The sequence below is a fragment of the Campylobacter sp. GTC17093 genome (assembly GCF_055397635.1).
Genome location: NZ_AP038832.1, coordinates 1,193,766 through 1,219,517 on the forward strand (window position 1 = coordinate 1,193,766; position 25,752 = coordinate 1,219,517).

29 protein-coding genes and 2 tRNA genes are annotated in these 25,752 nt (G+C 29.7%); 7 read left to right on the forward strand and 24 right to left on the reverse strand.

Annotated elements, in window-relative coordinates; translation table 11 throughout:
- Positions 1-90 precede the first annotated feature (90 nt).
- A tRNA-Arg gene (locus tag ACZ5VL_RS06245) sits at positions 91-167 on the reverse strand.
- 136 nt (positions 168-303) lie between these two features.
- On the opposite strand from ACZ5VL_RS06245, the gene ACZ5VL_RS06250 reads away from it, so the two are divergent.
- From ACZ5VL_RS06250 to ACZ5VL_RS06260, 3 genes are read left to right on the forward strand one after another with little or no spacing between them, the layout of a single operon-like run.
- Positions 304-1,743, forward strand: a complete 1,440-nt coding sequence (locus tag ACZ5VL_RS06250) for an acetyl-CoA carboxylase subunit A (RefSeq protein ID WP_464198136.1) — start codon at positions 304-306, stop codon at positions 1,741-1,743.
- The gene (locus ACZ5VL_RS06255; RefSeq protein ID WP_464198137.1) at positions 1,736-1,957 is read left to right on the forward strand and encodes a hypothetical protein; all 222 of its coding nucleotides are present in this window, start codon (positions 1,736-1,738) and stop codon (positions 1,955-1,957) included. Before ACZ5VL_RS06250 ends, ACZ5VL_RS06255 begins: the two co-directional genes overlap by 8 nt.
- Positions 1,950-2,663 (forward strand): arginyltransferase, encoded by a 714-nt coding sequence (locus tag ACZ5VL_RS06260; protein ID WP_464198138.1) that lies wholly within the window; start codon positions 1,950-1,952, stop codon positions 2,661-2,663. Before ACZ5VL_RS06255 ends, ACZ5VL_RS06260 begins: the two co-directional genes overlap by 8 nt.
- A 603-nt stretch (positions 2,664-3,266) precedes the next feature.
- On the opposite strand, the gene ACZ5VL_RS06265 is transcribed toward ACZ5VL_RS06260, so the two are convergent.
- Entirely contained in the window at positions 3,267-3,638 is a 372-nt protein-coding gene (locus tag ACZ5VL_RS06265) for a hypothetical protein (RefSeq protein WP_464198139.1), read from the reverse strand.
- Between the two features lie 295 nt (positions 3,639-3,933).
- Here ACZ5VL_RS06265 and ACZ5VL_RS06270 point away from each other — a divergent pair, with 295 nt between their 5' ends.
- Both ACZ5VL_RS06270 and ACZ5VL_RS06275 read left to right on the forward strand, forming a co-directional pair.
- The gene (locus ACZ5VL_RS06270) at positions 3,934-4,083 is read left to right on the forward strand and encodes a transcriptional regulator (RefSeq protein WP_464200278.1); all 150 of its coding nucleotides are present in this window, start codon (positions 3,934-3,936) and stop codon (positions 4,081-4,083) included.
- Between the two features lie 80 nt (positions 4,084-4,163).
- Positions 4,164-4,988 carry an adenylosuccinate lyase gene (locus ACZ5VL_RS06275; protein WP_464198140.1) on the forward strand — a complete coding sequence of 275 codons (825 nt, stop codon included), beginning with the start codon at positions 4,164-4,166 and terminating at the stop codon, positions 4,986-4,988.
- Here the strand turns inward: ACZ5VL_RS06275 and ACZ5VL_RS06280 are convergent.
- From ACZ5VL_RS06280 to ACZ5VL_RS06340, 13 genes are all read right to left on the reverse strand, one after another.
- A complete protein-coding gene (locus tag ACZ5VL_RS06280; RefSeq protein WP_464198141.1) occupies positions 4,978-6,222 on the reverse strand; it encodes an RNA polymerase factor sigma-54 in 1,245 nt (414 codons plus the stop codon). The genes ACZ5VL_RS06275 and ACZ5VL_RS06280 overlap by 11 nt on opposite strands.
- A 2-nt stretch (positions 6,223-6,224) precedes the next feature.
- Complete coding sequence (gene lptB, locus ACZ5VL_RS06285; RefSeq protein ID WP_464198142.1) at positions 6,225-6,953, reverse strand: LPS export ABC transporter ATP-binding protein; 729 nt, start codon at positions 6,951-6,953, stop codon at positions 6,225-6,227.
- On the reverse strand, positions 6,946-7,347 hold the full coding sequence (gene tsaE, locus ACZ5VL_RS06290; RefSeq protein ID WP_464198143.1) for a tRNA (adenosine(37)-N6)-threonylcarbamoyltransferase complex ATPase subunit type 1 TsaE: 402 nt from the start codon (positions 7,345-7,347) through the stop codon (positions 6,946-6,948). Before tsaE ends, lptB begins: the two co-directional genes overlap by 8 nt.
- A complete protein-coding gene (locus ACZ5VL_RS06295) occupies positions 7,344-7,589 on the reverse strand; it encodes an RNA-binding S4 domain-containing protein (protein ID WP_464198144.1) in 246 nt (81 codons plus the stop codon). The genes tsaE and ACZ5VL_RS06295 overlap by 4 nt, the downstream gene beginning before the upstream one ends.
- A 78-nt stretch (positions 7,590-7,667) precedes the next feature.
- The gene (locus ACZ5VL_RS06300) at positions 7,668-8,444 is read right to left on the reverse strand and encodes an ABC transporter ATP-binding protein (RefSeq protein WP_464198145.1); all 777 of its coding nucleotides are present in this window, start codon (positions 8,442-8,444) and stop codon (positions 7,668-7,670) included.
- The gene (locus ACZ5VL_RS06305) at positions 8,441-9,187 is read right to left on the reverse strand and encodes an ATP-binding cassette domain-containing protein (protein ID WP_464198146.1); all 747 of its coding nucleotides are present in this window, start codon (positions 9,185-9,187) and stop codon (positions 8,441-8,443) included. The genes ACZ5VL_RS06300 and ACZ5VL_RS06305 overlap by 4 nt, the downstream gene beginning before the upstream one ends.
- Positions 9,174-9,989, reverse strand: a complete 816-nt coding sequence (nikC, locus tag ACZ5VL_RS06310; RefSeq protein ID WP_464198147.1) for a nickel ABC transporter permease subunit NikC — start codon at positions 9,987-9,989, stop codon at positions 9,174-9,176. The genes ACZ5VL_RS06305 and nikC overlap by 14 nt, the downstream gene beginning before the upstream one ends.
- The gene (nikB, locus tag ACZ5VL_RS06315) at positions 9,986-10,927 is read right to left on the reverse strand and encodes a nickel ABC transporter permease subunit NikB (RefSeq protein WP_464198148.1); all 942 of its coding nucleotides are present in this window, start codon (positions 10,925-10,927) and stop codon (positions 9,986-9,988) included. Before nikB ends, nikC begins: the two co-directional genes overlap by 4 nt.
- Positions 10,924-12,468 carry a nickel ABC transporter substrate-binding protein gene (nikA, locus tag ACZ5VL_RS06320; RefSeq protein ID WP_464198149.1) on the reverse strand — a complete coding sequence of 515 codons (1,545 nt, stop codon included), beginning with the start codon at positions 12,466-12,468 and terminating at the stop codon, positions 10,924-10,926. Before nikA ends, nikB begins: the two co-directional genes overlap by 4 nt.
- A gap of 132 nt (positions 12,469-12,600) precedes the next feature.
- Complete coding sequence (locus ACZ5VL_RS06325) at positions 12,601-14,322, reverse strand: ATP-binding protein (protein WP_464198150.1); 1,722 nt, start codon at positions 14,320-14,322, stop codon at positions 12,601-12,603.
- Positions 14,322-15,551, reverse strand: coding sequence for an OmpP1/FadL family transporter (locus tag ACZ5VL_RS06330; RefSeq protein ID WP_464198151.1), 1,230 nt, complete (start codon positions 15,549-15,551; stop codon positions 14,322-14,324). The genes ACZ5VL_RS06325 and ACZ5VL_RS06330 overlap by 1 nt, the downstream gene beginning before the upstream one ends.
- Positions 15,548-16,393 (reverse strand): deoxyribonuclease IV, encoded by an 846-nt coding sequence (nfo, locus tag ACZ5VL_RS06335; RefSeq protein ID WP_464198152.1) that lies wholly within the window; start codon positions 16,391-16,393, stop codon positions 15,548-15,550. The genes ACZ5VL_RS06330 and nfo overlap by 4 nt, the downstream gene beginning before the upstream one ends.
- Complete coding sequence (locus tag ACZ5VL_RS06340; RefSeq protein WP_464198153.1) at positions 16,390-16,857, reverse strand: hypothetical protein; 468 nt, start codon at positions 16,855-16,857, stop codon at positions 16,390-16,392. The genes nfo and ACZ5VL_RS06340 overlap by 4 nt, the downstream gene beginning before the upstream one ends.
- A gap of 69 nt (positions 16,858-16,926) precedes the next feature.
- Between ACZ5VL_RS06340 and ACZ5VL_RS06345 the strand changes: the two genes are divergently transcribed.
- Positions 16,927-17,001, forward strand: a tRNA-Glu gene (locus ACZ5VL_RS06345).
- Positions 17,002-17,345: 344 nt separating this feature from the next.
- Here ACZ5VL_RS06345 and ACZ5VL_RS06350 read toward each other — a convergent pair.
- The 9 genes from ACZ5VL_RS06350 to cls all read right to left on the reverse strand — a co-directional run bounded on the left by ACZ5VL_RS06350 (position 17,346) and on the right by cls (position 24,961).
- Positions 17,346-18,053 carry a DUF4230 domain-containing protein gene (locus ACZ5VL_RS06350; RefSeq protein ID WP_464198154.1) on the reverse strand — a complete coding sequence of 236 codons (708 nt, stop codon included), beginning with the start codon at positions 18,051-18,053 and terminating at the stop codon, positions 17,346-17,348.
- Positions 18,054-18,064: 11 nt separating this feature from the next.
- Entirely contained in the window at positions 18,065-19,276 is a 1,212-nt protein-coding gene (gene ilvA / locus ACZ5VL_RS06355) for a threonine ammonia-lyase (protein WP_464198155.1), read from the reverse strand.
- Complete coding sequence (locus ACZ5VL_RS06360) at positions 19,270-19,671, reverse strand: CoA-binding protein (RefSeq protein ID WP_464198156.1); 402 nt, start codon at positions 19,669-19,671, stop codon at positions 19,270-19,272. Before ACZ5VL_RS06360 ends, ilvA begins: the two co-directional genes overlap by 7 nt.
- A 76-nt stretch (positions 19,672-19,747) precedes the next feature.
- Positions 19,748-19,933 carry a hypothetical protein gene (locus ACZ5VL_RS06365; protein WP_464198157.1) on the reverse strand — a complete coding sequence of 62 codons (186 nt, stop codon included), beginning with the start codon at positions 19,931-19,933 and terminating at the stop codon, positions 19,748-19,750.
- On the reverse strand, positions 19,934-20,113 hold the full coding sequence (locus tag ACZ5VL_RS06370; protein WP_464198158.1) for a pyrimidine dimer DNA glycosylase/endonuclease V: 180 nt from the start codon (positions 20,111-20,113) through the stop codon (positions 19,934-19,936). It abuts the gene before it with no gap.
- 4 nt (positions 20,114-20,117) lie between these two features.
- Positions 20,118-20,495 carry a DUF1722 domain-containing protein gene (locus tag ACZ5VL_RS06375; RefSeq protein WP_464198159.1) on the reverse strand — a complete coding sequence of 126 codons (378 nt, stop codon included), beginning with the start codon at positions 20,493-20,495 and terminating at the stop codon, positions 20,118-20,120.
- Complete coding sequence (gene trmA / locus ACZ5VL_RS06380; protein ID WP_464198160.1) at positions 20,492-21,580, reverse strand: tRNA (uridine(54)-C5)-methyltransferase TrmA; 1,089 nt, start codon at positions 21,578-21,580, stop codon at positions 20,492-20,494. Before trmA ends, ACZ5VL_RS06375 begins: the two co-directional genes overlap by 4 nt.
- A 1-nt stretch (position 21,581) precedes the next feature.
- Positions 21,582-23,249 carry a Na+/H+ antiporter NhaC family protein gene (locus ACZ5VL_RS06385; RefSeq protein ID WP_464198161.1) on the reverse strand — a complete coding sequence of 556 codons (1,668 nt, stop codon included), beginning with the start codon at positions 23,247-23,249 and terminating at the stop codon, positions 21,582-21,584.
- 203 nt (positions 23,250-23,452) lie between these two features.
- A complete protein-coding gene (cls, locus tag ACZ5VL_RS06390; protein ID WP_464198162.1) occupies positions 23,453-24,961 on the reverse strand; it encodes a cardiolipin synthase in 1,509 nt (502 codons plus the stop codon).
- 47 nt (positions 24,962-25,008) lie between these two features.
- Here cls and ACZ5VL_RS06395 point away from each other — a divergent pair, with 47 nt between their 5' ends.
- Positions 25,009-25,737: a PHP domain-containing protein gene (locus ACZ5VL_RS06395; protein ID WP_464198163.1), complete on the forward strand. Its 729-nt coding sequence runs from the start codon at positions 25,009-25,011 to the stop codon at positions 25,735-25,737.
- Positions 25,738-25,752: the final 15 nt, after the last annotated feature.

Below are 25,752 nucleotides of genomic sequence, written 5' to 3' on the forward strand. Positions count from 1 at the left end.
AACCTTTAAAAGTAAAACGCTAATTATACAAAAAAAATGAGTTAAAAGTGATTTAAATTTTGTAAAAATATAAATATTTTTTAAATAAAGTGGTACGCCCTAGAGAATTCGAATCTCTGACCTTTTGAACCGCAATCAAATGCTCTATCCAGCTGAGCTAAGGGCGCATATAAAATAAAGTGGAAATTATAGCAAATTTATCCTTAAATTTAACAAATCAAAGCAAAAATATATTAGTACTTTTTTATTTTTAGTTAATTTATGATATGATAGCGCCAATAATTAATAAATGTAAGGTATTAAATGATAAGAAAAATACTTATAGCAAACCGTGGCGAGATAGCGGTTCGCGTAGTTAGAGCTTGTAGAGATTTGCACTTAAATTCCGTTGCAATTTTTACAGAACCAGATAGAGATTGTTTACATGTAAAAATTGCAGACGAAGCTATTTGTATGGGCAAAGATCCATTAAAAGGATATTTAGATGCAAAAGCCATCGTAAAAGCAGCAAAAGAATGTGGAGCAGACGCTATACATCCAGGATATGGATTTTTAAGTGAAAACTATGAATTTGCAAAAGAAGTTGAAAATGCTGGACTTATTTTTATCGGACCAAGCCCAGATGTAATAAGAAAAATGGGAAATAAAAATATAGCTAGATATCTTATGAAAAAAAATGGTATTCCTGTTGTTCCTGGAACTGAGCCACTAAATCAAGAAGATATGGAAACTATAAAAGGTTATGCAAGAAAAATTGGCTATCCTGTTATATTAAAAGCAAGTGGTGGCGGTGGCGGTCGTGGTATCAGAGAGGTTTGGGATGAAAAAGATATGGAAAATGCGTATGAATCTTGCAAAAGAGAGGCGCTAAAGTATTTTAATAACGATGAAGTTTTTATGGAAAAACTTGTTGTAAACCCAAGGCATATAGAGTTTCAAATTTTAGGAGATAATTATGGCAATATCATACATTTATGCGAAAGAGACTGCTCTATACAAAGAAGACATCAAAAAATCATCGAAATAGCTCCATGTCCAACTATAAGTGAGAGTTTGCGTAAGGTTATGGGTGTTGCAGCGGTTTCAGCTGCTAAAGCAGTAAATTACTCAAATGTTGGAACAGTAGAGTTCTTGCTTGATGATTATAATAATTTTTATTTTATGGAAATGAATACAAGAATTCAAGTAGAGCATGGAATAACAGAAGAAATAACAGGCGTTGATCTTATAGTTAGACAAATACGTAGTGCAAGTGGTGAAATTTTAGAACTAGAGCAAAGCGATATAAAACCACATGGCTTTGCAATAGAAGCTAGAATTACGGCTGAAGATGTATGGAAAAATTTTACTCCAGCTATAGGAACTATAGAGGAGTATTATCCTGCTCTTGGACCATCAGTACGCGTTGATAGCCATATTTATAAAGACTATTCTATACCGCCGTTTTATGATTCTTTGCTTGCAAAACTTATGGTTACATCAAGTAGCTATGATTTAGCCGTAAATAAGCTAGAGCGTGCACTAAATGAATTTACGATAAAAGGTGTTAAAACAATTATTCCATTTTTACTTACTATTTCTATGGGAAGAGAATTTAGAAGAGGTTTTTTTGACACATCTTATGTTGAAAAAAATTTAGATTCTATTTTAAAAAATACAAATTATGAAAATGATATAAAAAAAGATGAGCTAGTTGCTGTAGTTGGAGCAACAATTGCAAAACATAGGAGCAAAAATGAATGATTTTTTCGATAGTTTAAAAGAGATAAAAAAAGAATTGCAAAAAGATGCAAAGCCAGCTCCTAAAAAAGCAAAAAAACCAAATCCAAATAGGGATGAGTTTAAAGATATTTTTAAAGATGAACAAAATGAAAAAATCTCTGAAGACAAATTAGAAAATTTAAAAAATGAATTTTTAAAATATGTAGGATATAATAATATCAAAAAATATGATTAGTATTGATTTTTGCACACTTGACTCACCTTGTCCATATCTTCACTCAAGAGCTTCAAGGAGTGCTTATAAATATGTTTTTAATGCTAGCTTTGATTACAATACAGCTCTAACAAAACATGGTTATAGGCGTTTTGGAAGATATTATTCAAAGCCTATATGCAAAAATTGCAACGAGTGTGTTAGCATCAGGATAGACGTACAAAACTTTGTCTTTTCAAAAAGCGCAAAAAAAGCCATAAAGCGCAATAAAAATACTCTTTCATATATATCAAATCCTATATGTGACGAAGAGCATTTAAAGCTTTACCATAAATACCATATGTATATGAGTAGTAAAAAAGAGTGGAAATTTTATGAGTTAAACTATCAAAAATACTATGAACTCTATGTTGATGGGGCGGGAGAATATGGAAAAGAAATATCGTATTATGATGGAGACAAACTAATTTGCGTTGATCTCATTGATTTTGTTCAAGATGGTATAAGTTCTATTTATTGTTATTATGACCCTGATTATTCTTGGTATAGCCTTGGTAAATTTTCTCTTCTTAGACAAATTATGTTTGCAAAAACAAATGATTTACGATGGATTTATCTCGGATTTTATGTAAAAAACTGTCCAAGCTTAGCTTACAAAGGAGAATATACTCCATTTGAAAGTCTTGAGGAGTATGTTGATTTGGATAAAGATTGTGTTTGGAAATAAATTTAAGATATTAGCCAAATTTGGCTAATATTTTTAGGTTTTAGTTTACTCTAAAATTTATATCCAGCTTTCACCACGTCCATTATCGTAAGAGCGATAATATGTCTCAGTAGTTTTGTTTTGAAAGCCTTTTAAATGACTTAGTTTTGATTGATAAAATCTTTATTTTTAGATTGTTTTTCAATTTTATTAAAAAAATCATCAGTAAAAATCTGATTTAAATCAACGTCAATGTTTTTGTTATATAATAAGATTGTTGAAAATAGATTGCAAAAGTAGCCATTTCATTAAGCTTATCTCTATCTAAATCTTTTAATTTATTTTCATTTAGGATAAGCAGCCCTACACTCAGACGATTTCTTTTATCGTTAATTTCTATAAGTGCACGCTCTTTTATATCAATTAAACTGATATAATCATCAACAATTGTATCTACTCTATCATCTTTTTCATAGCCTAAATTCTAAAGACTAATTTGCAATGCAGACATCGTTATATCGTCTGTATTGCAATTATAAACATCATCGTTGCATCCAACTAAGCCAAGTGTTGCAAGAATCCATTATAAATTTTTCATAATAATTTTTATTCAATGCCAATAGACTATCCAATTATAATAAAAGCAGTTATGGCTATAATATTTAGTATGATAACTACAGGTATCACCAATTTGTTAACACCACCTTGCATTTTTAAAATTTCGTCGTTTTGTAAATTTAATGTTTCCACAAAACCTCTGCAAACTTCAAATTTTGCATACACGCCGAAACATATAAGAATTAGTATACTTAAGTAAGGAACATAGCATAGTAAGCATAGTAAAAATGCTATAACAGCAACTATATATCTTTTTCTATATAGAAAAAATGCCCAGTTGCCAAAAAATCCCCACCAGCTCCAAGTTGGTGTAAATTTTAAAATTTCTTTTCCACCTAAAAGTAAAAACTTTTCACAAGCTTGAGCATAAATTTCCACCTTTTCAGGGGTTTGTAGATATAAGTCTAGCTTTTCTCTCAGCTTTTGTGGATCATTTAAAATCTACTTTGAATATTCATTTGGCGTTGTCATATTTTCTCCTTTAAAAATAATCTTACAATATTAATAAATATAGACTTAATTCATAATAAATATATATAAATAATGCATAAATAATAGTAAATATAAGAAATATTTACTTAATTGATTTAAAATAAGCTCACGACAAAGGAAAATTATGGGCGAGAAACTAAGCAAATGAGATATTGCAGGTATTTTGGGTGTTGATACAAAAATGCTATATAATTGGGGTAAAAACAAACCTGAACTTTATCGTATCGTTATGCTCGGTTTTAAATTTGATGAGCTGTTGAAACAGAGTGAAGAAAATGTGCAAGAACTTAGAAAAATAGCAGAAGAAAATATGGATTTTCGTTTAAAATAGTTTAAATTTAGATTATTTGTATATAATATTGGAACGCTATTTGCTTTAATAGAAATAACTTTGCATTGGAGAACTTTTTTATGAATGTAATTCAAACTTTAGAGTCCATTTCGATAAATACAGATGATAGTGCTATTTTTTCTCAGCTACAACTAATGATGAAAAAAAATTTTAAAAAAAGCGTCGGAAATAAAGGTAAAATAATTTCATTTTATGATAAAAACGAATCTGTTCAAAGAAAGTATTTTTTTAAATTTTTGCAAAATATGTATAAAAAATATCATAATGACGATTTAGATTTTAAAATGTGTGAATTCTCTACAATAAAACTAAGCTTGATTCAACAAAATACACTAAAATCAGTGGTTTTAATTGATGTAAATTTTGAAGGCAACGAAGTAACTTTAAACATCAAAAATAGCGATAATTTCTTTATATCTTATATAAATCAATGTTGCAATGAATGGGATATCAAATTTACTAAATTTGAAAATATTATAAGTTTAAATATACAAAATGATGAATCTTTAGATATGCTAGATATATTTTTAAATACAAAAGAAATACTTAACTATACTATAGAATGTAACTATGATGAAAATGTATTTAATAAATTTAAAAAAGAGATCAAAGTTAGACATTCTAGTAAATTTATAAAAAGGTTTAAAGCGCTTGCAAATTTACTTGAGGAGCATTTTGAAATACTTGGTTGCGAAAAAACTGATGATAGCGAAACTGTTAGGTCAAATTACTTAAATCTCATTAAACTATATCATCCAGATAGACACCAAAGCAAACCAGCCGAGATTCAAAAATCATATAGAAAAAAATTTGAAAACATCCAAAAAGCTTACGAAGCGTTAAAACCATACTTTAAAGAGCAAGAAAATTTCATCAGTGCGTGATGGTATAAATCTTTTTTCTTTGACTTGAAGAGCCTATATTTAGGGCTTTTCTATATTTTGTTATAGTTCTTCTTACTAAGTTTACATCAAATTCTTTTTGCGCCATTTCTAGTAGAGCAAAATCACTGAGCGGTTTTTGTTTATTTTCGTTTAAAACAGCGTTTTGTATAAAATCTTTTATAGCTACATTTGAAACTTCTTCGCTTGCTGCACCTGCAAAAAATAGTTTCAATGGTACGGTTCCTCTTGAAGAAGATAAAAATTTATTTGTTATGGCGCGAGATATTGTTGATGGATTTCTACCAAGATCGCTTGCTATATCTTTAAGTCGCATCGGTTTTATATCTCCACCTACAAAATAATCATATTGGTGTTCTATGATCATTAGTCCTATCTTGTAAAGTGTCGATTTGCGCATTTCAAGGGCATCTATGAGGTCTAAGCCTTCTTTTATGCGTGAGCTTATAAATTCATTATTGTCATCTATATATTCATTTTCTATGACGATATTTGGGTAATAATCATCGTTTATGCTAACTTGTATGCCATCTCTTGAGTTTGTAACTACAATATCGCAAATTGCCTCTATTGGATCTTCTAAATACTCAATAGCGGGAGGATTTTTAAATTTTTTTATTATATTCATTGCTTCAGAGTAGCGCTTAGAACTAACAAATTCTTGCAAATTTTCAAAATTTTCTATTAGCTTTGTGCATAGTTCGTAAAGGTCATCGTCTATTTGCATATCGCTAAGCTGAAACAAAAAGCTCTCTTTGTAGTTTTTTGCGCCAACACCTATTGGCTCAAGCATGGAAAATCTAGACCTAATGTTTTCTACTTCATCTTTTGAAAACTCTTTATAAAGTTCATCATCTTCTTCAAAATATCCTTCGTGATTTATACATTCTATGATTTTATATGCAATATTTTGTGATTTTTGAGTTGGAAATAACGGCTTATTTATTTGTTCTTGAAGTTTTTCATACAAGCTTTTTTCATATATGCTAAGGGCTTCTATATTGTCTGTAGAAGAATTTCTGACGCTATTAGAAAAAGGAAGTTTGTTTTTAATGGATTTTGGATTTGCTTCTATGCTTACAAATGGATTTCCACTAATTAGTGGCTCTAGAGTTTCTTTTAGATCTTCGCTACTTGCTTGCAAAATCGGCAACCAGCTCTGGAGTGTGTGATTTAACTTTGTTTTTGGTCCAAGAGTCTGGCTTTGGCGAAGCATGGCTATAGGAGTTTAAACTCTGTTCCTAGATAATGAGTCCTAACCATTTCATTATTGGCAACTTCATGTGAATTTCCGCTTGCTAGCAAAGCTCCATCTTTGATAACATAAGCGCGTGAACATATTGCAAGTGTTTCTCTAACGTTGTGGTCTGTTATTAAAATGCCTATATTTAGCTTTCTTAAATCTTTTATGATATTTTGTATGTCTGTTACGGCTATTGGATCAACGCCAGCAAATGGCTCATCAAGAAGTAAAAACTTTGGAGTTATCACGAGTGATCTTGCTATCTCACACCTTCTTCTTTCTCCGCCACTTAAACTAACGCCTTTTCTATTGCGAATTGGTTCTATGTTTAGAAGCTCTAGCATTTCATTTACTTTTTGCTCAATAAGTTTATCATCTTTTTTATATGCAATTTGTGCCGCTAAAAGTAAGTTTTCTTCTACGCTTAAATCTTTAAAAATGCTGCTTTCTTGTGGCAAATAACCAATTCCAAGTTTGGCTCTTTTGTGTAGTGGAATTTTTGTGATATCCAAATCATCAAGTAATATATTTCCACTACTTGGAGGGATGAGTCCGCAAATCATATAAAATGTTGTTGTTTTTCCTGCGCCATTTGGACCAAGAAGACCTACAACTTCTCCGCTTTTTACATCAAGTGATATGCTTTTTATAATGTTTATTTTTTTAATAGTTTTTTGTAAATTCTTTACTTCTAGTTTATGCACGAATTACCTCATATTTTCTTTTATCTTCAAAAGACGTGATTGTTATTTTAACATAATTTAAAGAGTTGTCATTTAATAAATTTTCTAAACTCTTATCAGCCCATTCAACAACATGCAAACCGTCTTCAAATAAATTTTCAAAAAGACCATTTTCTAGGAGTTTTTGTGTACCACAATTATATATATCATAATGGTACAAAATATCATCATAATTTTGCATAATACTAAATGTTGGAGATGTTATTTCCTCTTTTATGCCTAAATTTTGAGCAATTTTTTTAGTTAACGTTGTTTTGCCGCTTGCTAAATCTCCACATAGTAAAATTATACCTTCTTTGGGTAGTTTTTTCACAAAATCATCTAATTCATCTAAGGATAAAATATATGTTTTCATATCTTTTTTATAAACTCACTTTGTAAATTTTTTGGTATATTTTTAGTTGTTGGTATTGCTAAAACTTCATATTCTTCAGTTTTACTAATAAATTTAATAGAAATTTTATCACCAACTTTTACATCTTTTGCAGCTTTTGCCACCACGCCATTTATACTTACAACACCACTTTTGCACATATCTTCACTTATTGCTCTGCGTTTTGTAATATTTACTGAATTTAAAAATTTGTCAACTCTCATAACTGTATTTTAACAAAAAAAATTAAAATTTGATATGAAAAATAGATATATACTAAATAAACATGCTTGGATAAAAATTTATATAGGCCTACTTGGAAGAATGCAATCTAATAATTTTTTCCCAATATCGCTTTTGAAAGTATTATTAGAACCTAGTCTCATGTTTTCAACTATTTGTCCATCATCTAGCAAAATCACTCTATCGCAAATGCTATTTACAACTCTCATATCGTGAGTTATGATGATAAAGCTAAACTCTTTTTTCATCTCATTTATTAAATTTATAATCTCTTGGCGCAAAACTATATCAAGCGCTGAAGTTGCTTCATCTAATATAATAATATGAGGAGATATTGCCATGGCTCTTGCTAGACATACTCTTTGTGCCATACCACCGCTTAGTAGTGATACTTTCATGTTCGGATTTACATCTAAATGAACTTTTTTTAGTAGGTTTTTTATTGTTTTTGCTTTTTCATCTTTGTTAAAATTGCTAAGATAATCAAGCGGTTCGCTTATGGCATCAAAAATACTTAGTGCTGGATTTAGTGCTGAAATACTATCTTGAAAAACGATTTGAACTTTTTTATAAAACTCTTTTTTTTGAGTTAAGTTTTTTAAATTTACCTTTTTACCATCAAGATAAATTTCTCCACTATCTGATTTGATAATGTTACAAATAATTTTTGCTATCGTACTCTTTCCACTTCCGCTTTGTCCAAGAAGAGCCAAAGCTTCACCTTTATTGAGTGTAAAACTTATATCTTTTAAAACATGGTTTTTTGTACTTGCTTTAAAAAACGAAAATGATTTGTATGTTTTTGTTATATTTTTTAGTTCTAAAATAACGCTCATATTTCATCTTTATATAAATTTAAATGTGCATTCATAAGCTCTTTTGTAGCAGTATGCTCAGGATTTTTAAAAATGACTTTTGTCGTGTTTTGTTCTACTATTTCGCCGTTTTGCATAACTAAAACTCTATTTGCTATTTTGGCAACTACCCCAAAATCATGAGTAATTAGTAAAATACCTATATTTCTTTCTTTAGCAAGTTTTAAAAGTATTTCTAGTATTGCATTTTGCACTACTAAATCAAGGTCGCTTGTGCATTCATCGGCTATCAAAAATGGCGCCTCTTGGATCATAGAGAGCATTATCATGGCTCTTTGAAGCATTCCGCCACTCATTTCAAATGGATATAAATTTGCTACTTCTTTTTTCAATTCAACGGATTTTAGTGACTCATAAACTTCGTTTTTATCAAATTTTTTGCCATTTGCTTTTTGTGTTTGTTTTGCATGTTGCATAATGGTTTGAATTGGATTAAAGGCTGAGGCTGGATTTTGCATTATATAACTCATGATTTTATGCTTTTTTAGCTTTTTCAAATTTATATCATCTAAATAAAACTCACCACTCATTGTGAGGTTTTTAGGTAAAAATCCTAGCATTGCAGTAGAACTTAGCGTCTTTCCACTTCCACTCTTTCCCACAAGTGCTACTATCTCGCCACTTTTTATTTCCAAGTCTAGTTCTTTTACCAAAAATTTTTCTTCATTTTTTATACATAAATTTGAAATTCTAAGACTTTTCATGAAACTCCAATGAAACATCCAATTTATCTCGCAACATATCGCCAAGCATATTAAAAACAAATACCGTTAAAAATAAAGCAAATCCAGGGTAAAATATAAGCTCGCTATGTGAAAAAATATACTCTTTTGCATCGCTTATCATAATGCCCCATTCAGGTGTTGGAGCTTTTACACCAAGACCTAAAAAACTTAGTCCAGATATATGAAGCATTATATGACCAATATCAAGCGTAGCTAAAACTGCGCATTGTGATATAATGGGTTTAAGCATATTTTTGCTAAAGTTTTGAACCACACTTGCACCGCTTATTTGACTTATTAAAACATACTCTTTTGTTTTTAGGGTTAAAACGATGCTTCTTATAATTCTTGCATACCAAGCCCAGTGTGTAAGAGCTATGGCAATGATAACATTTGTAAGTCCTGAGCCTAAAATTCCAACTAAAAATAGGGCTAAAACGACAGTTGGGAAGCTTAAAAATACATCGCAAATTCTCATCAAAATTTGATCTATTTTTCCGCCCATAAATCCACTAAATCCCCCTATGATAATGCCAGTTATTAGTATTAAAGCAAGTGTAAAGAAAGCTGATTGTAAAGATAGTGAACTTGCGCTTATTAGTCTTGAGAACTCATCTCTTCCAAGATGATCACAACCTAGTAAATGCTCGCTTGAAATAGACGCAAATTTAAGTGATAAATTTATCAAATTTGGATCATATGGCGCTAAATTTTTGCCAAAAAACATTAGGAAAATTATGCAAAGTGCTAAAAATATGATTATATATTGTGATGGTTTCATTGTTCGCTTATACCTTTTCTTATCCTAGGATCAATAAAAGCGTAAGCTATATCTATAAATAAATTTATCATTATAAAAACAAAACTCATCATAATTATGAAACATTGAATGACTGGATAATCATTGTTTGATATTGCACTTACTGCATATCTGCCAACACCTGGATATGCAAAGATATTTTCTACTATGAGTGCTCCCCCGATTAGTTCACCTATATGCATTCCAAGTGCTGTAATAACAGGTATTAAAGAGTTTTTAAATATATGAGTTATGTTTATTTCATAGTTTTTTATGCCTCTTGTTTTTGCATATAAAACATATCTTTTGTTTTTATTCTCAAGCATATTTGTGCGAATTAATCTCGTGTTTATAGCAATTGACATAAAAGATATAGCAAATGCTGGCATTATCATATGCCAAAACGACCCTATGCCAAAAGGAGGCAGTAAATTTAGTTTTACTGAAAACACAACTATGAGCATAAGTCCAAGCCAGAAATTTGGAGTGCAAACGCCAAGATATGAGATTATTCTAGTTATATAATCAAACGGACTATCTTTGTATATCGCGCTTAACATCCCAAGAGGAATGGATATGACAAGAGTTAAAAATAGGGCAAATGATGCTAGTTTTAGAGTAGCTGGAAGATAATACATCATATCTTGCATAACATCTCTTTTGGTTAAAAATGAGTATCCAAAATCAAGATTTATAGCTTTTTTTATCCAAATGAAGTATTGAGTTAAAATTGGTTCATTTAAACCAAGAGCTATTTTTGCACTTTGCAACGCTTCATCACTCGGAGTTATACCAGAAGCTATAAGATAGCTCATAACCGCATCTGTACCATTTAGCCTCAAAAGGACAAATATAAAAATGCTCACCCCAAAAAGTAGTGGTATGAGGTAGAGCAATCTTTTTAATATAAATTTAATCATTTTACGAAAAATATTTTTTCAAATTGGATATTTTCTTTTAATATCGAAGTTTCTACACCGTCAATTTTTTTATTGTAAACTACGCTATTTACTTCATAAGTTATAGGTAGATAAATGGCTTGTTCGTGAAGTAAAGTTAATATTTCTTTTGTTAGTTCGTTACTTTTTTTCTTATCTGTTTCTTTTAGCATTTGCGATATTTTTTCATCGATTTGTTTTTTGTTGCTAAGTCCAAGTTGTGCTTGATAATCAGCGTGAGATGGAGCTCTCATTGATGCTAAAAAGCTTTGAGGATCATATGGTGCGCCCCAAGTTGAGTTAAAGATAAGACTAAATTCTCCAGTTCTTTGTTTTTTGTAAAAGATGGTTGACTCATCGGCTTTTAAGTCAAGCAAAATCCCTATATTTCTAAACTCTGATTGTAAAATTTCGCCTATTGATTTTTGTGAAGCATCATTACCAATGTATGATAACTCCAATTTTAAAGGTTTTTCATCTTTGTATCTTATGCCATCGCTTTTTAGTTTCCATCCGCTTTTTTCAAGTAATTCGTTTGCTATTTTTGTATCAAATTTATAAGGCTCTAAGGCTATGCGACTTTGTTCATTTGAGGGTGAAAAAAGAAAATCAGCTTTTTGTTGTGTGCCTAAAAATACTTGCTTCATGATAGTATCTTTATCCACTGCTATATTTATGGCTTTTCTTATATTTATATCGTTAGTTGGAAATTTATTTGAGTTTATGGCTATAGCTGTTGTAAGTATCGGTTTTGATATAAGTGTGTTAAATTTTTTATCTTTTTGCATCAAAGCAAAACTATCAAGAGGTATCTGTCCTCTGCCATATATAAGGTCGATATCTCCTGTTTTTAGGGCTATAAATTTAGTATTTGGATCTGGTATAACTTTTGAATTTATTTTATCAAAAGTTGCTTTATTTCCGTAATACTTTTCATTTCTTTCAAAAACATCATTTATGCCAAGTTCGCTACTAACTAATTTCCAAGGTCCTGTGCCAATTGGTGCTTTTATGCCATCTTTTGTAGAACCATTTATCATCGCGCTTGGCGCAATAAATCGATAAGGTCTTATCAAAGAAAGCTCCACTAGTGTCAAAGAGTATGGATTTTTTAGTTTTAACTCAATTGTATAATCATCTATTTTATTGCATTCAAGAAGTATGTTTGAAAGCTCTAGCCATTTATGTCTGTCTTTGTTTTGCGCAATAGCGTCAAAATTTGCTTTTGCTGCACTAGCATCAAATTTTTCTCCATTTGAAAAAACGACATCTTTTCTTAGATGAAAAGTGTAGATTTTGCCATCTTTGCTAATCTCCCAAGATTGTGCAAGCCATGGCTTAATTGTGCCATCTTCTGCGTATCTTACTAATGCTTCATAAATCATATTTTGCGCAAACATCTCGTTTGGACTATAAAGATGGGGATTTAGAGGACCAACATTTTTTGAAGTCGCAAAATTTAGAGTTTGAGCATACAAAAAACTAATGCACATAGATATAATTAGTAGATATTTTCTTAACATAACATTCCTTATATGATATTATTTTGTTTATATTTATATTTAGTAATATTAAAGTATTATGTTATCTAAAAAAATATTATTTATTTCTTAAATTTATATTAGCTATATATTTATAAAAAGTAAAATTAAAATTTATACCAAACCAACCTTTTTTTCATCTCCAAATGCAGAAACTTGCTCTCTTTTTATCATACCTATAAAATCATCCATACTAAATATTCCATCTTCTTTGGAAGCTACTTTTAGGGCAGTGTTTTTAAGCACTAAAACTATTTGAGCTCCACTTAGCTCGTATTTTGCGAGCTCTTCTACGCTAAAGCTCATATCAAAGCTTGCATTTTCTGGTAAAATCTTTCTCCAAATGCTAAGTCTTTCTTCGTAGTTTGGCTTTTTAAATTCTATTTTGTAGTCAAATCTTCTTGAAAATGCGCTATCTAGGCTTTGCATAAAGTTTGTTGTAGCGATTAATACCCCTTCAAATCTTTCAATTTGTTCTAAAAATATATTTTGCATTTGATTGTGCATTTTTTCTGCACCATTTCCACCACCTTCTATTCTAGTTGATAAAAACTGATCAGCTTCATTTAGAAGTAAAACTGGTTCACTATTTGACTTTTTACAAATTTCTTTGTAAGTATCAAATATTTTTCTAACATTTTGCTCGCTTTCTCCTACATATTTTGAAAGTATTTTTGAGCAATCAAAATGCAAAACTTGTTTTTTAAGGCTTTTTGCTAAAGATATTGCAGACATTGTTTTGCCAGTACCTGCTGGTCCATAAAATATAACTTTTACATCTATATTTTTTCTTTTTTTAATTCCCCATGCGCTTAATCTACTAATAACTTTTTTATCCATTTGTTTCATGATATTTTCTAAAAGCTCTTTTGTTTTGTCATTTAATACAACGTCGTTGATATCGGTTTTGGGATCGATTAGCTCAAAAATATCCTGATCTTTTACAATATTTTCTAGTTTTAGTTTTTTATTTTGTTGTTTGTTTTGTGGGCGCATAATCTCTTGAAGTGTATCTTCATTTATGAAAAAACTTCTACTTATATTTCCAGCAACATTTAAAATTTCATCATAATCTATAAGTGAGTTTTGCATAAGTTTTGAACTATCTTCTAAAAGAGAGCGGTTTTTTATCTTTTCAAAATCATTTTCACTAACCAAAGAAAGAAGAGTATTCATATCTCTTAAAATTTCAAATTCACCAGAATATTCTTCTTTTAAGATTGCTAGAAATATTATTTTTTCTTTATGTGAAAGCATATTTTCTTTGAAAATTTGTTCTACATTTAGAGGTATTTTGCTCATTTTTATGCGTTCATTAATTCTACTTTCTAGATTTTTTATATGAGTAATAACTCTTTTTTTTGCATCTCCTTCTTGAGATATTAAAGAAAGCTTGTAATACAAATCAACACATAAAAATTGATCTTTTAGATATTCCAAATGATCTTCATATGCACTAAGTTCTGGTATATCGTGGGTAATGCTGCCATCTTCTAGAAGCTTTAAAAATGATTGTGAAAGTGAAATTTCAGTATGGAGAAGAGATAAAAGACTATTTTGTTTTGATACAGTATCACTTTTAAATATATTAAATCCTTGTATTATCCAGCCTAAATCTAATAATGATTTTATGTCTTTAATATGCAATAAGTGCTCATAGTTTTTATCACCATAAATTTCCACTAACGTTTCGTAAACATTTGTTTGAGCATTTCCGCTCATATAAGCTTTTGTCATGTGCTTAAGTATTAAAGATTCGTCAATAGAGCATTTTATAAGTTTTGTTACTTCACAATTTTTTGGATGTGATATTAAAAAATCTTGTAAATATTTCATTAAAAATTATACCTAAATGTTAAATTTGCTATTTGTGCATCACCATTTTTCATTATTCCTTGAACTGTTCCTATATAAGATCCACTATATGATGAAACATCTTGATTTGTTCTTTGAGAATATAAATAACCAAAACCTATTTCAAATTTTTTAGTTAATTTATAGTTTAAACCAGCTGAGTAAATATAGGCTTTTCCAGTTGGAAGTTCGAAATTCATTTTATCACTATGGGATGGATTTTCATCTATTGTAAAGCCACCCATAAGTCTTAGTTTATTATTTAAATCCCATGCTAAACCAAATCTATAAGTATTTGAATCATCCCAGTCTCTTTTGATTGGTTCGTCAAACATTTTTTTAGCCAAAGGATTTGGCATATTTTTTTCATAATCAAAATCAAGCTCTTTAAAATCAGACCAAAATGTTCTTTCGTATGCAAACAAAAAAGTAAGTGCGTCATATTTGTAAGCCAAACCAAGAACAAGATCTGCTGGAAGTGGTAATGTTATTTTTGTTGGTGTATTCATGGTACTATTTCCAAACCTAAAATCACCATCACCTTTTATTGTTAAATTAACTTTTGATCTATAAGTTGCTGAAAGACTAAGATCTTCAATGGGTCTATATGTAAGGCCAAGATTATAGCCAAAATCTATACTATCTCCTTGTAGGCTCCTATTAAAATTGGCAGTCCCATTTTCTACTTTACCATCTGTGTATATTGCTCTTAATCCAATGCCTAGCGAGATTTGATCATTTACCCTATAAGCAACGCTAGGATTGATTTCATACACCTTAAGATCAAATTTTTTAGCACTTGCTGCTGGATACGGATCTTCCCAGCGCATTTGAACGCCAGCTGGTACGGCTGTTGCTAGACCAAATCGGACATCTTCTATGATTTCTGGAGAAATAAAATAAATTTGAGGTGTAATGGTATTAAAATTATTGGATATAACGCTGTGTGTGCCTGGGACATTTGATTTATTTTCAAAAGTTGTTTTTCCAAGATGTATATATGAAATACCAGCCTCAAAGCGTCCCATGATTTCATTTAAAAACATCATGTTTGCAGGGTTATAATATGAAGCATCTGCTCCAAAGCTATAAGCATAGTTTGATCCATTTAAGGCAACAGAATCAGAGCTTTGTTCTGGTATTTTGTATCCAGCAGCATTTATTATTGTTGCATATAGCAGTGGTAAAAATACTATTTTAATTTTTTTCATTTTTCTCCTAATTTTCTAAGCATTATTATTTCTTGATCCCAAATGCTCTCATCTATAGTTTCTAAAATAAGCGGTATGTTATCGCTTATTTTATCTTTCATTATATTTGAAAAACCATCAAGCCCTATGCAGCCTTTTCCAATGCTATCATGCCTATCTTTTTTGCTACCAAGATTTGTTTTAGAGTCATTGATATGCATTCCTTTTAGGAATTTTTTGCCAACAATTTTATCAAATTCATAAAAAGTTTTTTCATAACTACTTTTGCTTCTTATGTCATAACCTGCGGCAAAAAGATGACAGGTATCTAGGCAAACCCCAATACGCTCTTTGTCTATGCAATTTTGGATCAAATAAGCAAGATGATCAAAATCAAATCCAAGATTTGATCCTTGGCCGGCTGTATTTTCTATGACTAAAGTTACATTTTTAGAGTTTTCTAAAAGATAGTTTATGGACTCAGATATGTTCTTAAGACATTCTTGCGTATTTATCTCATTTAGATGTGAGCCTGGATGAAAGTTTATAAGTTTTAATCCAAGAGCATCTACTCTATATATTTCATCTAAAAAAGCATCTACGCTTTTTTGGCGTTTAAGCGGATCATTTGAACCCAAGTTTATAAGATAGCTATTGTGAACTAAAACATGTTCTGGCCGTATGTTTGATTTTTTTAAATTTAGCTTAAATTTAGCTATATTTTCATCGCTTAAAGGCTTTGCACTCCATTGGCGCTGATTTTTGACAAACATTCCAAAAGCATTTGCTCCTATATTCATAGCATTTATTGGCGCATTTTCAACTCCACCTGCTATACTTACATGAGCCCCTATAAACTTCACTTAATTAACCTTAGAACTATTGTAATATTATTTTTTGCATCTTTAAATATAGATTTATTATTGCAAAGTTCGTATTTTATAGAATTTTTGCTTATAACTTGTTTGAATCCACAATCTGTTTTTACTAAATTTTGTTTTTCATATATAGGTCTTTGGTTTATAATATCGCTTATAAGCTCGTCATAATGAGCATCTAGAAGGTATTTTTCGTTAAAACTTTTTTTATCGCTACACGCAGAGTTTATACAAATTTTATCTTTTATATCAAGTTTTAATAAACTAACGCCAGAGTTATAAATTTGAAGTGTTGTATAGTTATTGTAATGATGGATAAAACCAGCATCGCTTAATTTTAAAAGCGGAGAGTTCATAGTAAAAAATACCGAATTTGATTCGGTTGGAATTTGCTTTATAGAACAAGCGCTAAAAAATATTGTCACAAAAACTAGTATAATTTTTTTCAAAATTTATTTCCTTTTTATTTAAATTTAAGATAAATATATGTATAATTCAATCTTCATTCAATTTATATTGGCCCCTTCGTCTAACGGTTAGGACATCGCCCTTTCACGGCGGTAACACGAGTTCGAATCTCGTAGGGGTCACCATTTTACATTCCAAAACGTATACTATATTATTCTTTAGCTTAAATAAATATTAAGTTTATTTTTTACACATATTGTTATTTATTTTAGAAAATATATAATTATACAATAAATTTTTTCAACTACTTTTAAAATTTAGGAAAGAAAATAAGTTTCATTATATGGTTTAAAAGATTGATATTTTATTTTTTTATATATTCAGATTTAACGCTTTTAGATAAACCAATATATGGTATACTATGTTATAAAAATTGTGATTTTATTACTTGTACAAGCATTATAAATTTCATTTTATTTACAAGGATTTGATTTATTGGTTTAATAAAAAGTGCTTGTAGAACTATTTCCTACAAGTCAATATGTTCTTCTTGTGTGTTTTGTATATCTAGCTTAACTTTGGAACTTACAGCTTTATTATCTTGAAATACATACTCCACGTTTTTAGCCCCAAAACTTCTAGCTATTGCGCTTAGTGTATCTGTTGCGGATTTGTGAATTTTAGTTTCTAGATTTTTTATCATTGAAAGAGATAGAGCTTTTACTTCATTTTTAGCTTCATCTATGAGTTTATTTTTATCATCTTCACTAAAAGATACTCCCAGTAGTCCATTTATAGAATCAGGAAGTAAAAATGGTAAAAATTTAGAGTTTTTCTCATCATAAATTTTCATATCAGTTATGCTGTATTTATATTTGCATGGAGGCATTGTGATTTTATAGTCATCATTTTGAAATTCTTCTATCTTAAATTGGGAACTTCTTAAATCATAAATAAAGTTTATCTCAAAACCAAAAATAATGGCAATTTGCTTTTTAGAAAGTGACCAGCCAAGAAGAGGTTTCCATAAACCGCTCATTCCATCTGATTTTTTGGTAACTATTTCTTTGCTATAAATTTGAAAAACATTTAGCTCGCCAATGCTTTTAAAGTCTACTATTTTAGATTCAACTTGCGGTTTGTTTTTATTCATAGCTTTAAGTTCTTTTGATTGTCTATAAACAAAAGTTAGACTTAAAACAAGTAAAAAAGCAACTATAATTGTTAAAATTTCCATAATTTTCTCCCTTAGTATTTTTGTGTAAATTCATATCCAGCATCATGTAGCTTGCTTGTAACTAGATCTTGATGAGTTTTGCCTTTTGTCTCAAGCGTTATTGAAATTCTAGCATCGCCATAATCAAGCTCAGTTGAAAATCTATCATAATCAATCTTTACTATATTCGCATTTGCTTTTTTTAAAACATCTGTTAATCCCATAAGAGCTCCTGGTTTATCAACAAGAGTTACATTTATATACATTTTTCTGTAAGACTTTATAAGACCTTTTTCGATAATAATATTTAACATTTGCACATCTATATTTCCGCCACTTAAAATTATACCAATGTTACTACCTTTTTTGTATTTAAATTTTTCGCTCATTATAGCAGCTACTCCAACAGCACCTGCACCTTCAACAATTATTTTTTGTTCTTCAAGTAGATAAAGTATGGCGTTTGCTATCTCTTCGTCATCAACTTGAACAAACTCATCTACACACTCTAAAATGTGGTTTAATGTGATATTGCTCGCATCTCTTACGGCGATACCATCAGCTATTGTTCGCACACTTTTTGAGTTTATCTGTTTTTTTGCCTTGAAGCTATCAAACATAGCGGGTGCACCTTTTGCACCAACAGCTATAACTTTTATTTTTGGATTTATCTGTTTAACACAACTAGCAACTCCGCTTGCAAGACCACCTCCGCCAACAGGAAGAACTAAAATATCAAGATCGCTAACATCTTCAAGCATTTCTAGCGCTATGGTTCCTTGTCCAGCTTCAACAAATTCATCATCAAAAGGATGGACAAAAATTAGTCCATTTTCTTTTGCATATTGTTGTGCATAAGCATAAGCCTCATCGAAATTATCGCCTTTTAATATAACTTCAGCTCCAAGTGATTTCGTACCACTAACTTTAAGAAGGGGGGTTGCTTCTGGCATAACTATAACAGCTCTCATATCAAAGCTTTTTGCGCTTATAGCTACACCTTGTGCGTGATTTCCTGCACTTGCTGCGATAACGCCTTTTGATTTTTCATCTTGTGTAAGATTTGCTATTTTATTATATGCGCCACGAATTTTATAAGCTCCAGTTCTTTGAAGATTTTCTTTTTTTAGATATATATTGGCACCATATGTTTGACTTAATTTTGGCGCTATAGCACATGGAGTTTTATTTATAAATTTATCAATAGTTCTTTTTGCTTGTATTATTTTGTTTAAACTTACCATTGTTTTCCTTTTATTAGTTTGTGCTCTACCATTATACATCTATCTTCTATAAAATTTATGTCATTTTGACTAGCTATTTCCCTAGCTTCTTTGTTTGTTATACCAAGTTGTAGCCAAAGAGTTTTTACTTTATTTTCAATGCACTCTTTTATTAAATTTTTTGCATATACACCTTTTCTAAACATAACTACTATATCTATATGTTCTTTTATTTCATCTAGGCTTCTATACACTTTTTGATTTAGAATTGTTTCAAATTTGGGATAAATTGGAAAAACATTATAATTTTCTTTTATAAGATATCTGCTAATCATATTGCTTGGCTTGTCTTCATCTGGAGAAAGTCCTATGATAGCTATGTTTTTTGCACTATCTAAAATTTGCTTTATATCCATAATTTTCCTTTTGAATACAAATTTTATCATATTAAAATTAATTTAATTTAAGCAAAATATGACTTATAGATATAAATTATAAAAAGATATTTTTTTGTTTTAAATTTTCAAGGCACTCTTTTAAATATGATTTATCGTGTTCATTATAGATTGGATGAGGCGAGTTTGGTGGAATTTCTAATGCTAGATAGGGGGCAGATTTTTTACCACGATATGTTGGGTCTAGCCATTTTTTGTCTATATTATAACCTCTTTTTGTCATTTATGACATCACTAAAGAGTGATATAAAAATAGCTTATTTGGATTATATCTAAATACATACTCTACAGTAGAGTGTTTTTTACCCCAGCCATTTCCCCTTAATGCGCAACACTCTCTATGTTGTCCTAAAAGTTGAGCTCTTGGTAAAACATGGATTAATTCTTCGTGCCAAAGTCTCATTAATTTATCTTTTATAAAAATCAAAAATACTTGAGTTTTTCAAATACTCATTTGGATAAACAGTAAGAAGTTCTTGTAAAAAGTAAAAAACCTCGCTTTTATTTATTTTAGAGAGTTTGTATTCACCAAGTAGAAAGAAAAATTTATTCTTCTCATCTGGTTTAGCTTGCTTTTTAAAATAACCCCAGATATGCTCCAAAGAGTTTAATATTTGGGATTTATCTTCTTTTAAATTTAAAGCTAAAGAAATTTTATTTTTTAAAATTTCTAAATTTACATCATCTGATTTAAGATACTCTCTTATATCATTATAGATTTTTTGGGATTTGCTTAATACTAAATACTTTTGTGTTGCCCAAAGTTTTTCGCATTCTTTTTTCATGATTCAAGAATAACTCCACATTCTATATGATCTGTGTTTGCAAATTGATCAAATATTGCAAATTTGAGTATTTTATGAGTTCTAGATAGTTTTAGAATATCTCTTTTTAGGGTAGTTGGGTTGCAAGAGATATAAATTATATTTTTAAATTTGGTCCCAAATTTGCAAACTTCATCGCTAAGTCCAGCGCGAGGTGGGTCAACTAAAAGATGAGAGAAATTAAACTCATTTAGGTTTATGTCTTTTAATCTATTGAATTTTCTACCATCAAATGCATCTATTAGTTCATTTGCATCTAAGCGAACAAAATTTATATTTTTTGCACTATTTAACTCACAATTTGTTATAGCATTTGCTATAGATTTTTTAGAAATTTCAGTGGCTAAAACCTTTTTAAATTTCAAGGAAAGAGGAATTGTGAAATTTCCGTGTCCACAATACATCTCAAGAAGATCTTGCGTGTTTTTTACATTATTCATAGCCCAAGAAATCATTTTTTGATTTACAATTTTATTGGGCTGTAGAAAAGCACCTTCGCTTAGGTTATATAAAAATGCTTTATTATTTATTATAAGCTCTTCTTGTAATATCTCGCCATTAAAAACTAGTTTTTTCTTTCTAGATCTTGCAATAATTGAAATTCCAAGCTCATTTGCAAATTTTTCAAGCTCGCTATTTATTGTAAAAATATCTTTATGATAGAGTAAAATGGCTTGAGTTTGAAATTTAGTTGTTATAAACTCTATTCCAAAAAGCTTTGTCCTTAAATTTTCATTTTGATTTATAATATCAAGGATTTTTGGCATTAAATCAGCTATCTTGTTATCAACCTTTTGACATTTATTTATTATTAAAAAACGCTCATTTTTGCCATTCATTGCATAGTTTGCTTTATTATTTTCATGATAGATGCTAAATTCGGATCGTATTCTATAGCCAGCTTTTGGCGATGAAAAAGATTCTATTTCATCGCCGTAAAGGTCGCTAAAGTAATTTTTTATATATATTAATTTATCTTCGAGTTGCTTTTCATAAGGTTTATTTTTTGTGCAACTACCACACTCTCCAAAATATTTACAATCCAAATTAAACCTTTTTGCCAACAAATCTTACTAATAAAATTACACTTATTGATCCTAATAGTAAAGTTAGCCAAACATTTAGACCAAGTGCTGTTACTATATAGGCAACTATACTTATCGCACAAACGCTAATTGCGTATGGAAACTGGGTTGTTATGTGCTTCATTAAATCACAATTTGATCCCATAGCAGAGAGTATACTTGTATCTGATATCGGGGAGCAGTGGTCACCAAATATAGCTCCTGTCAAAACAGCACTGATGTTTAAAACCATATATGTATGTAGCGAGACTGTTTCAAAGCCACTAGCATTTCCAATAGCAGATGCTAAAGGTATGGCAAGAGGCATCAAAATTCCCATAGTTCCGTAGCTTGTGCCAGTAGAAAATGATATAAAGCTTCCTAGTATAAATATAAATACAGGCAAAATAAAATGCGGAGTATGTCCACTAAGAATAGATACTAGATAAGCAGAAGTTCCAAGCTCTTTTATAACTGAACTTAAAGACCATGCAAGGAGCAATATTACTATAGTTATAATCATGCTTTGCCAACCTTTTATCCATGTGTCTATTGCTTCTTGGATACTAAATATTTTTCTATATATCCCCATAAAAATAGCTACAACTGATGCAAAAAGAGCTGATTCAAAAAGCACTACAGATGCATCGGCTGCTCCAAATGTCTCTCTAAGAGCAAAAAAGCTAAATGGAGCATTTTTTACTTTTTCTAAAACTTCCCCTTGTAGTGAACTTAGACCATTTAGATAAAAGCCTATAAAAGAACCTAATATCAAGATAAGTACAGGTATTAGTGCATTTGATATTTTAAGATCTATGCCACTTTTTGCTTCTAATGTTTGATCGTCTATGTTTGATATTTTGTATTCTTTTTGATCTATTAGTCCTTCTTTTGCCCTTCTTTCTGCTTTAAGCATAGGGCCGAAATCTCTACCAAAATATGCTATACAAAACACAAAAAATAACATGAAAATATTGTAAAACCTATATGGTAAGGTTTGAACAAAAATTGTAAATGCATTTATATTTGTTATACCTATTATATGGTATGCATCTTTTATAAGAGAAATTTCTAATCCAACCCAGGTTGAAACAACTGCTATTCCAGTAACGGGAGCTGCGGTTGAATCTATTATAAAGGCTAGTTTTTCTCTTGAAATTTTAAATTTATCCGTAACTGATCTCATAATAGGACCAACGATAAGTGAATTTGCATAATCGTCAAAAAATACAAAAAGTCCCATAAGCCATGTTGAAATTTGTACAGAAGATCTATTTTTTGATTTTTGGCTTAACCAAATGGCAATAGCTTTAGTTCCACCCATTTTTGTAACAAGTGCTATTAGTCCACCTATGCACAATACTTGTAGCATAATTCCTGCATTCCATTTATCGGCCATTGAGGTAATAATTCTCATTGATATGTTACCAAATGCTGATACAAATGATTTTATGATAGAGTTATTGTTTAGTGCTATTAGGTATCCACCACTGAAAACGCCAATAAATAGTGACAAGGTTACATTTTTTGTTATAAATGCAAGTCCTATGGCTAGTAATGGCGGTAATAATGTCCATGCGCCATAAAGTTGTGCATTTTCATTTGCAAAAGCAAAAATTGGGAGAATTGCAAATAAAAAAACTTTTTTCATATATAAAACCTTTTGATATAAATTGTGTTGGTTTTTTCTCTTTTGATAAGTGTAGAGATTAACGTTATTTCGATATTTTGCTTGGTTTTTATTATTTATATGCCAAGTATTTTTAAAATTACGAAATTAAATTATCCTTTTTTATGGCTTTAATTTTGCTTAAAATTTGATTTATTACAAATATAAATTTATGTTTATTTTATTTACAATAAAGGTCCAATAAGTTTAAAAATCGAGTTTCTGATTTTTCCAAAAAAACGATCTTTTTTAAGATTATTAGTAGTTAGTTGTGTGCACTCTTTTAAATCTTTGTAAAATTGTGTTTTTAGTTCAAAGTTTATATTTTTATCATAAAAAATAGTATTGATTTCATAATTTATATTAAAACTTCTATTATCAAAATTGCATGTTCCTATTGTACTTAAATCATCATCGCATATTAAAACTTTACTATGTAAAAACCCTTTTTTATAACTATAAATTTCTACACCACATCTTAGTAGTTCTTCAATGTAAGTCTTTGTAACCCATTTTGTAACAATATTATCGGTTTTGTCCGTAATCATAATTTTTACTTTTTTTGATGATAATGCTGCTATTTTAAGCTGGATTAATATGCTATCAGTTGGTATTAAATAAGGAGTTTGGATAAGAATTTCATTTTTTGTATCGTCTATAATTTTTGTGTATAAATATTTTAAACTAGGGTAGTTGCTATCAGGACCACTTGAACTAACTTGAGCTAAAAATCCATCTTTTCTTTCATTTTTTTTTCTCTTTATTAGATCTTCGCTTAAATGTGCAAAATTTTTCTCTCCGCCACTGTTTAGCCAATCGGTCATAAAAATCGCAAGATAATAAGCAAAAATATCGCCACTTAATCTTATATTTGTATCTCTCCACTTCTCAAAATCATCACCGCCATTTATATACACATCAGCTAAGTTCATTCCACCCGTATGAACGATATTGTGATCTATAATAGTCATTTTTCTATGATTTCTATAATTTAGTTTTAGTATGGATGTTTTTATATCTAAAAAGTATAAAAATTCAACTCCAGCACTTTTTAATTCATCTCTATAAATTTTACTTATAGTTCTAAATGAGCCAAGGCCGTCAAAAATAAGTTTTATTTCTAGTCCTTCTTTTGCTTTTTCCAATAATATATTTTTAATTTTTGTGCCAAGTTTATCTGAATGCCAAATATAATATTCCATATATATTGATTGAGAAGCATTTTTTAAATCATTTATAAGGCTAGTATATGCGTCTTTTCCACTGTAGTAAATTTCATAACTTTGATTATAACAAGGAAGAGTTTTTTCGCATCTGTAAAGCAATCTTATGATAGATTTGTTGTTTTCAGATAATGTTTCATCGTTTTGAAATTTTTGTAAATCCTTTTTTTGTGCTGAATTTTTAGAAAAAATCATTTCACTATCATATTTGCTAAAATTTGCACTTAATATAGAAATTGTATCGGTTTTATTTTTTTTCCTTTTTTTGTTTATAAACTTTCTTTGTCTCCAGTTTATACCAAAAAGTAAATAAGCAATTATCCCAAAAACAGGTATAAGACAAATAGCTAAAAGCCAAGCAGCAGTATCTCCAGAAGATTTATTTGATATCAAAATGGAGAGCGAAAATATAACTAATATAACCATATAAATATGCTCAAATGAAAAAAGCCATGGGATAAAATTTTCCATTAACTATCTCCTTAAAAGATATTTTACTATGTTAGATATAATAAGATATGAACTATGATTTACACATGCATTCAAATTTTTCTGATGGCAAGGCAAATGTTAGAGAAATTTTAAACAGAGCTAAAGAGCTAAATATCGGTATTTCTATAACAGATCACAATGAACTAAGGGGTAGCATAATTGCTTCTCGTATAGCAAAAAAAGCTAAAATTCCTTTTATTATTGGTGTGGAGCTTGGTACAAAAGAGGGTAAAGAAATGCTGATGTATTTTAAAGATGAAAATTATGCAAAAGGGTTTTATGAAAACGAGATAAAGCCATTTAAAACTTCTAGAATGACTCGCATAAATAGACATATGATTGAGTTTTTAGACATAAATTTAAAGCATAAATATGGCATATTTTTAGCTATCATACCGCATCCTTTTGGAGTTTTGTATAAAAATATTTTTAGTGATATAAATCTTGGTGAAAAAATGCTAGAGTTTTGTGATGGTTTAGAGTGCATAAATGCCTCTCAAAGCAAAAAGTCAAACATTTTAGCGCATATTCTTTGCAAACAAAAAAATAAACTTGCATTTGCATCAAGCGATGCACATCTTATAAAAAATGTTGGCAAACTAACTACAAATTTAACTTTTAATGAAAAAGACATTGTCAAAACAGATATTTCTCATAACAAATATAAGGATAGTTTTTTAACTATAGTTCAAAGTTTATATCAAATTTCAAAGCGAAATTTTTATAACTCATTTTTAAAGAACAAAATGAGTTGATGCTCAAATTTGAGC

Coding starts and splice junctions, on each gene's coding strand:
- ACZ5VL_RS06250 (WP_464198136.1), top strand. CDS start 304: ATGATAAGAAAAATACTTATAGCAAACCGTGGCGAGATAGCGGTTCGC.
- ACZ5VL_RS06255 (WP_464198137.1), top strand. CDS start 1,736: ATGAATGATTTTTTCGATAGTTTAAAAGAGATAAAAAAAGAATTGCAA.
- ACZ5VL_RS06260 (WP_464198138.1), top strand. CDS start 1,950: ATGATTAGTATTGATTTTTGCACACTTGACTCACCTTGTCCATATCTT.
- ACZ5VL_RS06270 (WP_464200278.1), top strand. CDS start 3,934: ATGCTATATAATTGGGGTAAAAACAAACCTGAACTTTATCGTATCGTT.
- ACZ5VL_RS06275 (WP_464198140.1), top strand. CDS start 4,164: ATGAATGTAATTCAAACTTTAGAGTCCATTTCGATAAATACAGATGAT.
- ACZ5VL_RS06280 (WP_464198141.1), bottom strand. CDS start 6,222: ATGCTTCGCCAAAGCCAGACTCTTGGACCAAAAACAAAGTTAAATCAC.
- tsaE (WP_464198143.1), bottom strand. CDS start 7,347: ATGAAAACATATATTTTATCCTTAGATGAATTAGATGATTTTGTGAAA.
- ACZ5VL_RS06295 (WP_464198144.1), bottom strand. CDS start 7,589: ATGAGAGTTGACAAATTTTTAAATTCAGTAAATATTACAAAACGCAGA.
- ACZ5VL_RS06300 (WP_464198145.1), bottom strand. CDS start 8,444: ATGAGCGTTATTTTAGAACTAAAAAATATAACAAAAACATACAAATCA.
- ACZ5VL_RS06305 (WP_464198146.1), bottom strand. CDS start 9,187: ATGAAAAGTCTTAGAATTTCAAATTTATGTATAAAAAATGAAGAAAAA.
- nikC (WP_464198147.1), bottom strand. CDS start 9,989: ATGAAACCATCACAATATATAATCATATTTTTAGCACTTTGCATAATT.
- nikB (WP_464198148.1), bottom strand. CDS start 10,927: ATGATTAAATTTATATTAAAAAGATTGCTCTACCTCATACCACTACTT.
- nikA (WP_464198149.1), bottom strand. CDS start 12,468: ATGTTAAGAAAATATCTACTAATTATATCTATGTGCATTAGTTTTTTG.
- ACZ5VL_RS06325 (WP_464198150.1), bottom strand. CDS start 14,322: ATGAAATATTTACAAGATTTTTTAATATCACATCCAAAAAATTGTGAA.
- ACZ5VL_RS06330 (WP_464198151.1), bottom strand. CDS start 15,551: ATGAAAAAAATTAAAATAGTATTTTTACCACTGCTATATGCAACAATA.
- ACZ5VL_RS06350 (WP_464198154.1), bottom strand. CDS start 18,053: ATGGAAATTTTAACAATTATAGTTGCTTTTTTACTTGTTTTAAGTCTA.
- ilvA (WP_464198155.1), bottom strand. CDS start 19,276: ATGGTAAGTTTAAACAAAATAATACAAGCAAAAAGAACTATTGATAAA.
- ACZ5VL_RS06360 (WP_464198156.1), bottom strand. CDS start 19,671: ATGGATATAAAGCAAATTTTAGATAGTGCAAAAAACATAGCTATCATA.
- ACZ5VL_RS06365 (WP_464198157.1), bottom strand. CDS start 19,933: ATGACAAAAAGAGGTTATAATATAGACAAAAAATGGCTAGACCCAACA.
- ACZ5VL_RS06370 (WP_464198158.1), bottom strand. CDS start 20,113: ATGAGACTTTGGCACGAAGAATTAATCCATGTTTTACCAAGAGCTCAA.
- ACZ5VL_RS06375 (WP_464198159.1), bottom strand. CDS start 20,495: ATGAAAAAAGAATGCGAAAAACTTTGGGCAACACAAAAGTATTTAGTA.
- ACZ5VL_RS06385 (WP_464198161.1), bottom strand. CDS start 23,249: ATGAAAAAAGTTTTTTTATTTGCAATTCTCCCAATTTTTGCTTTTGCA.
- cls (WP_464198162.1), bottom strand. CDS start 24,961: ATGGAAAATTTTATCCCATGGCTTTTTTCATTTGAGCATATTTATATG.
- ACZ5VL_RS06395 (WP_464198163.1), top strand. CDS start 25,009: ATGAACTATGATTTACACATGCATTCAAATTTTTCTGATGGCAAGGCA.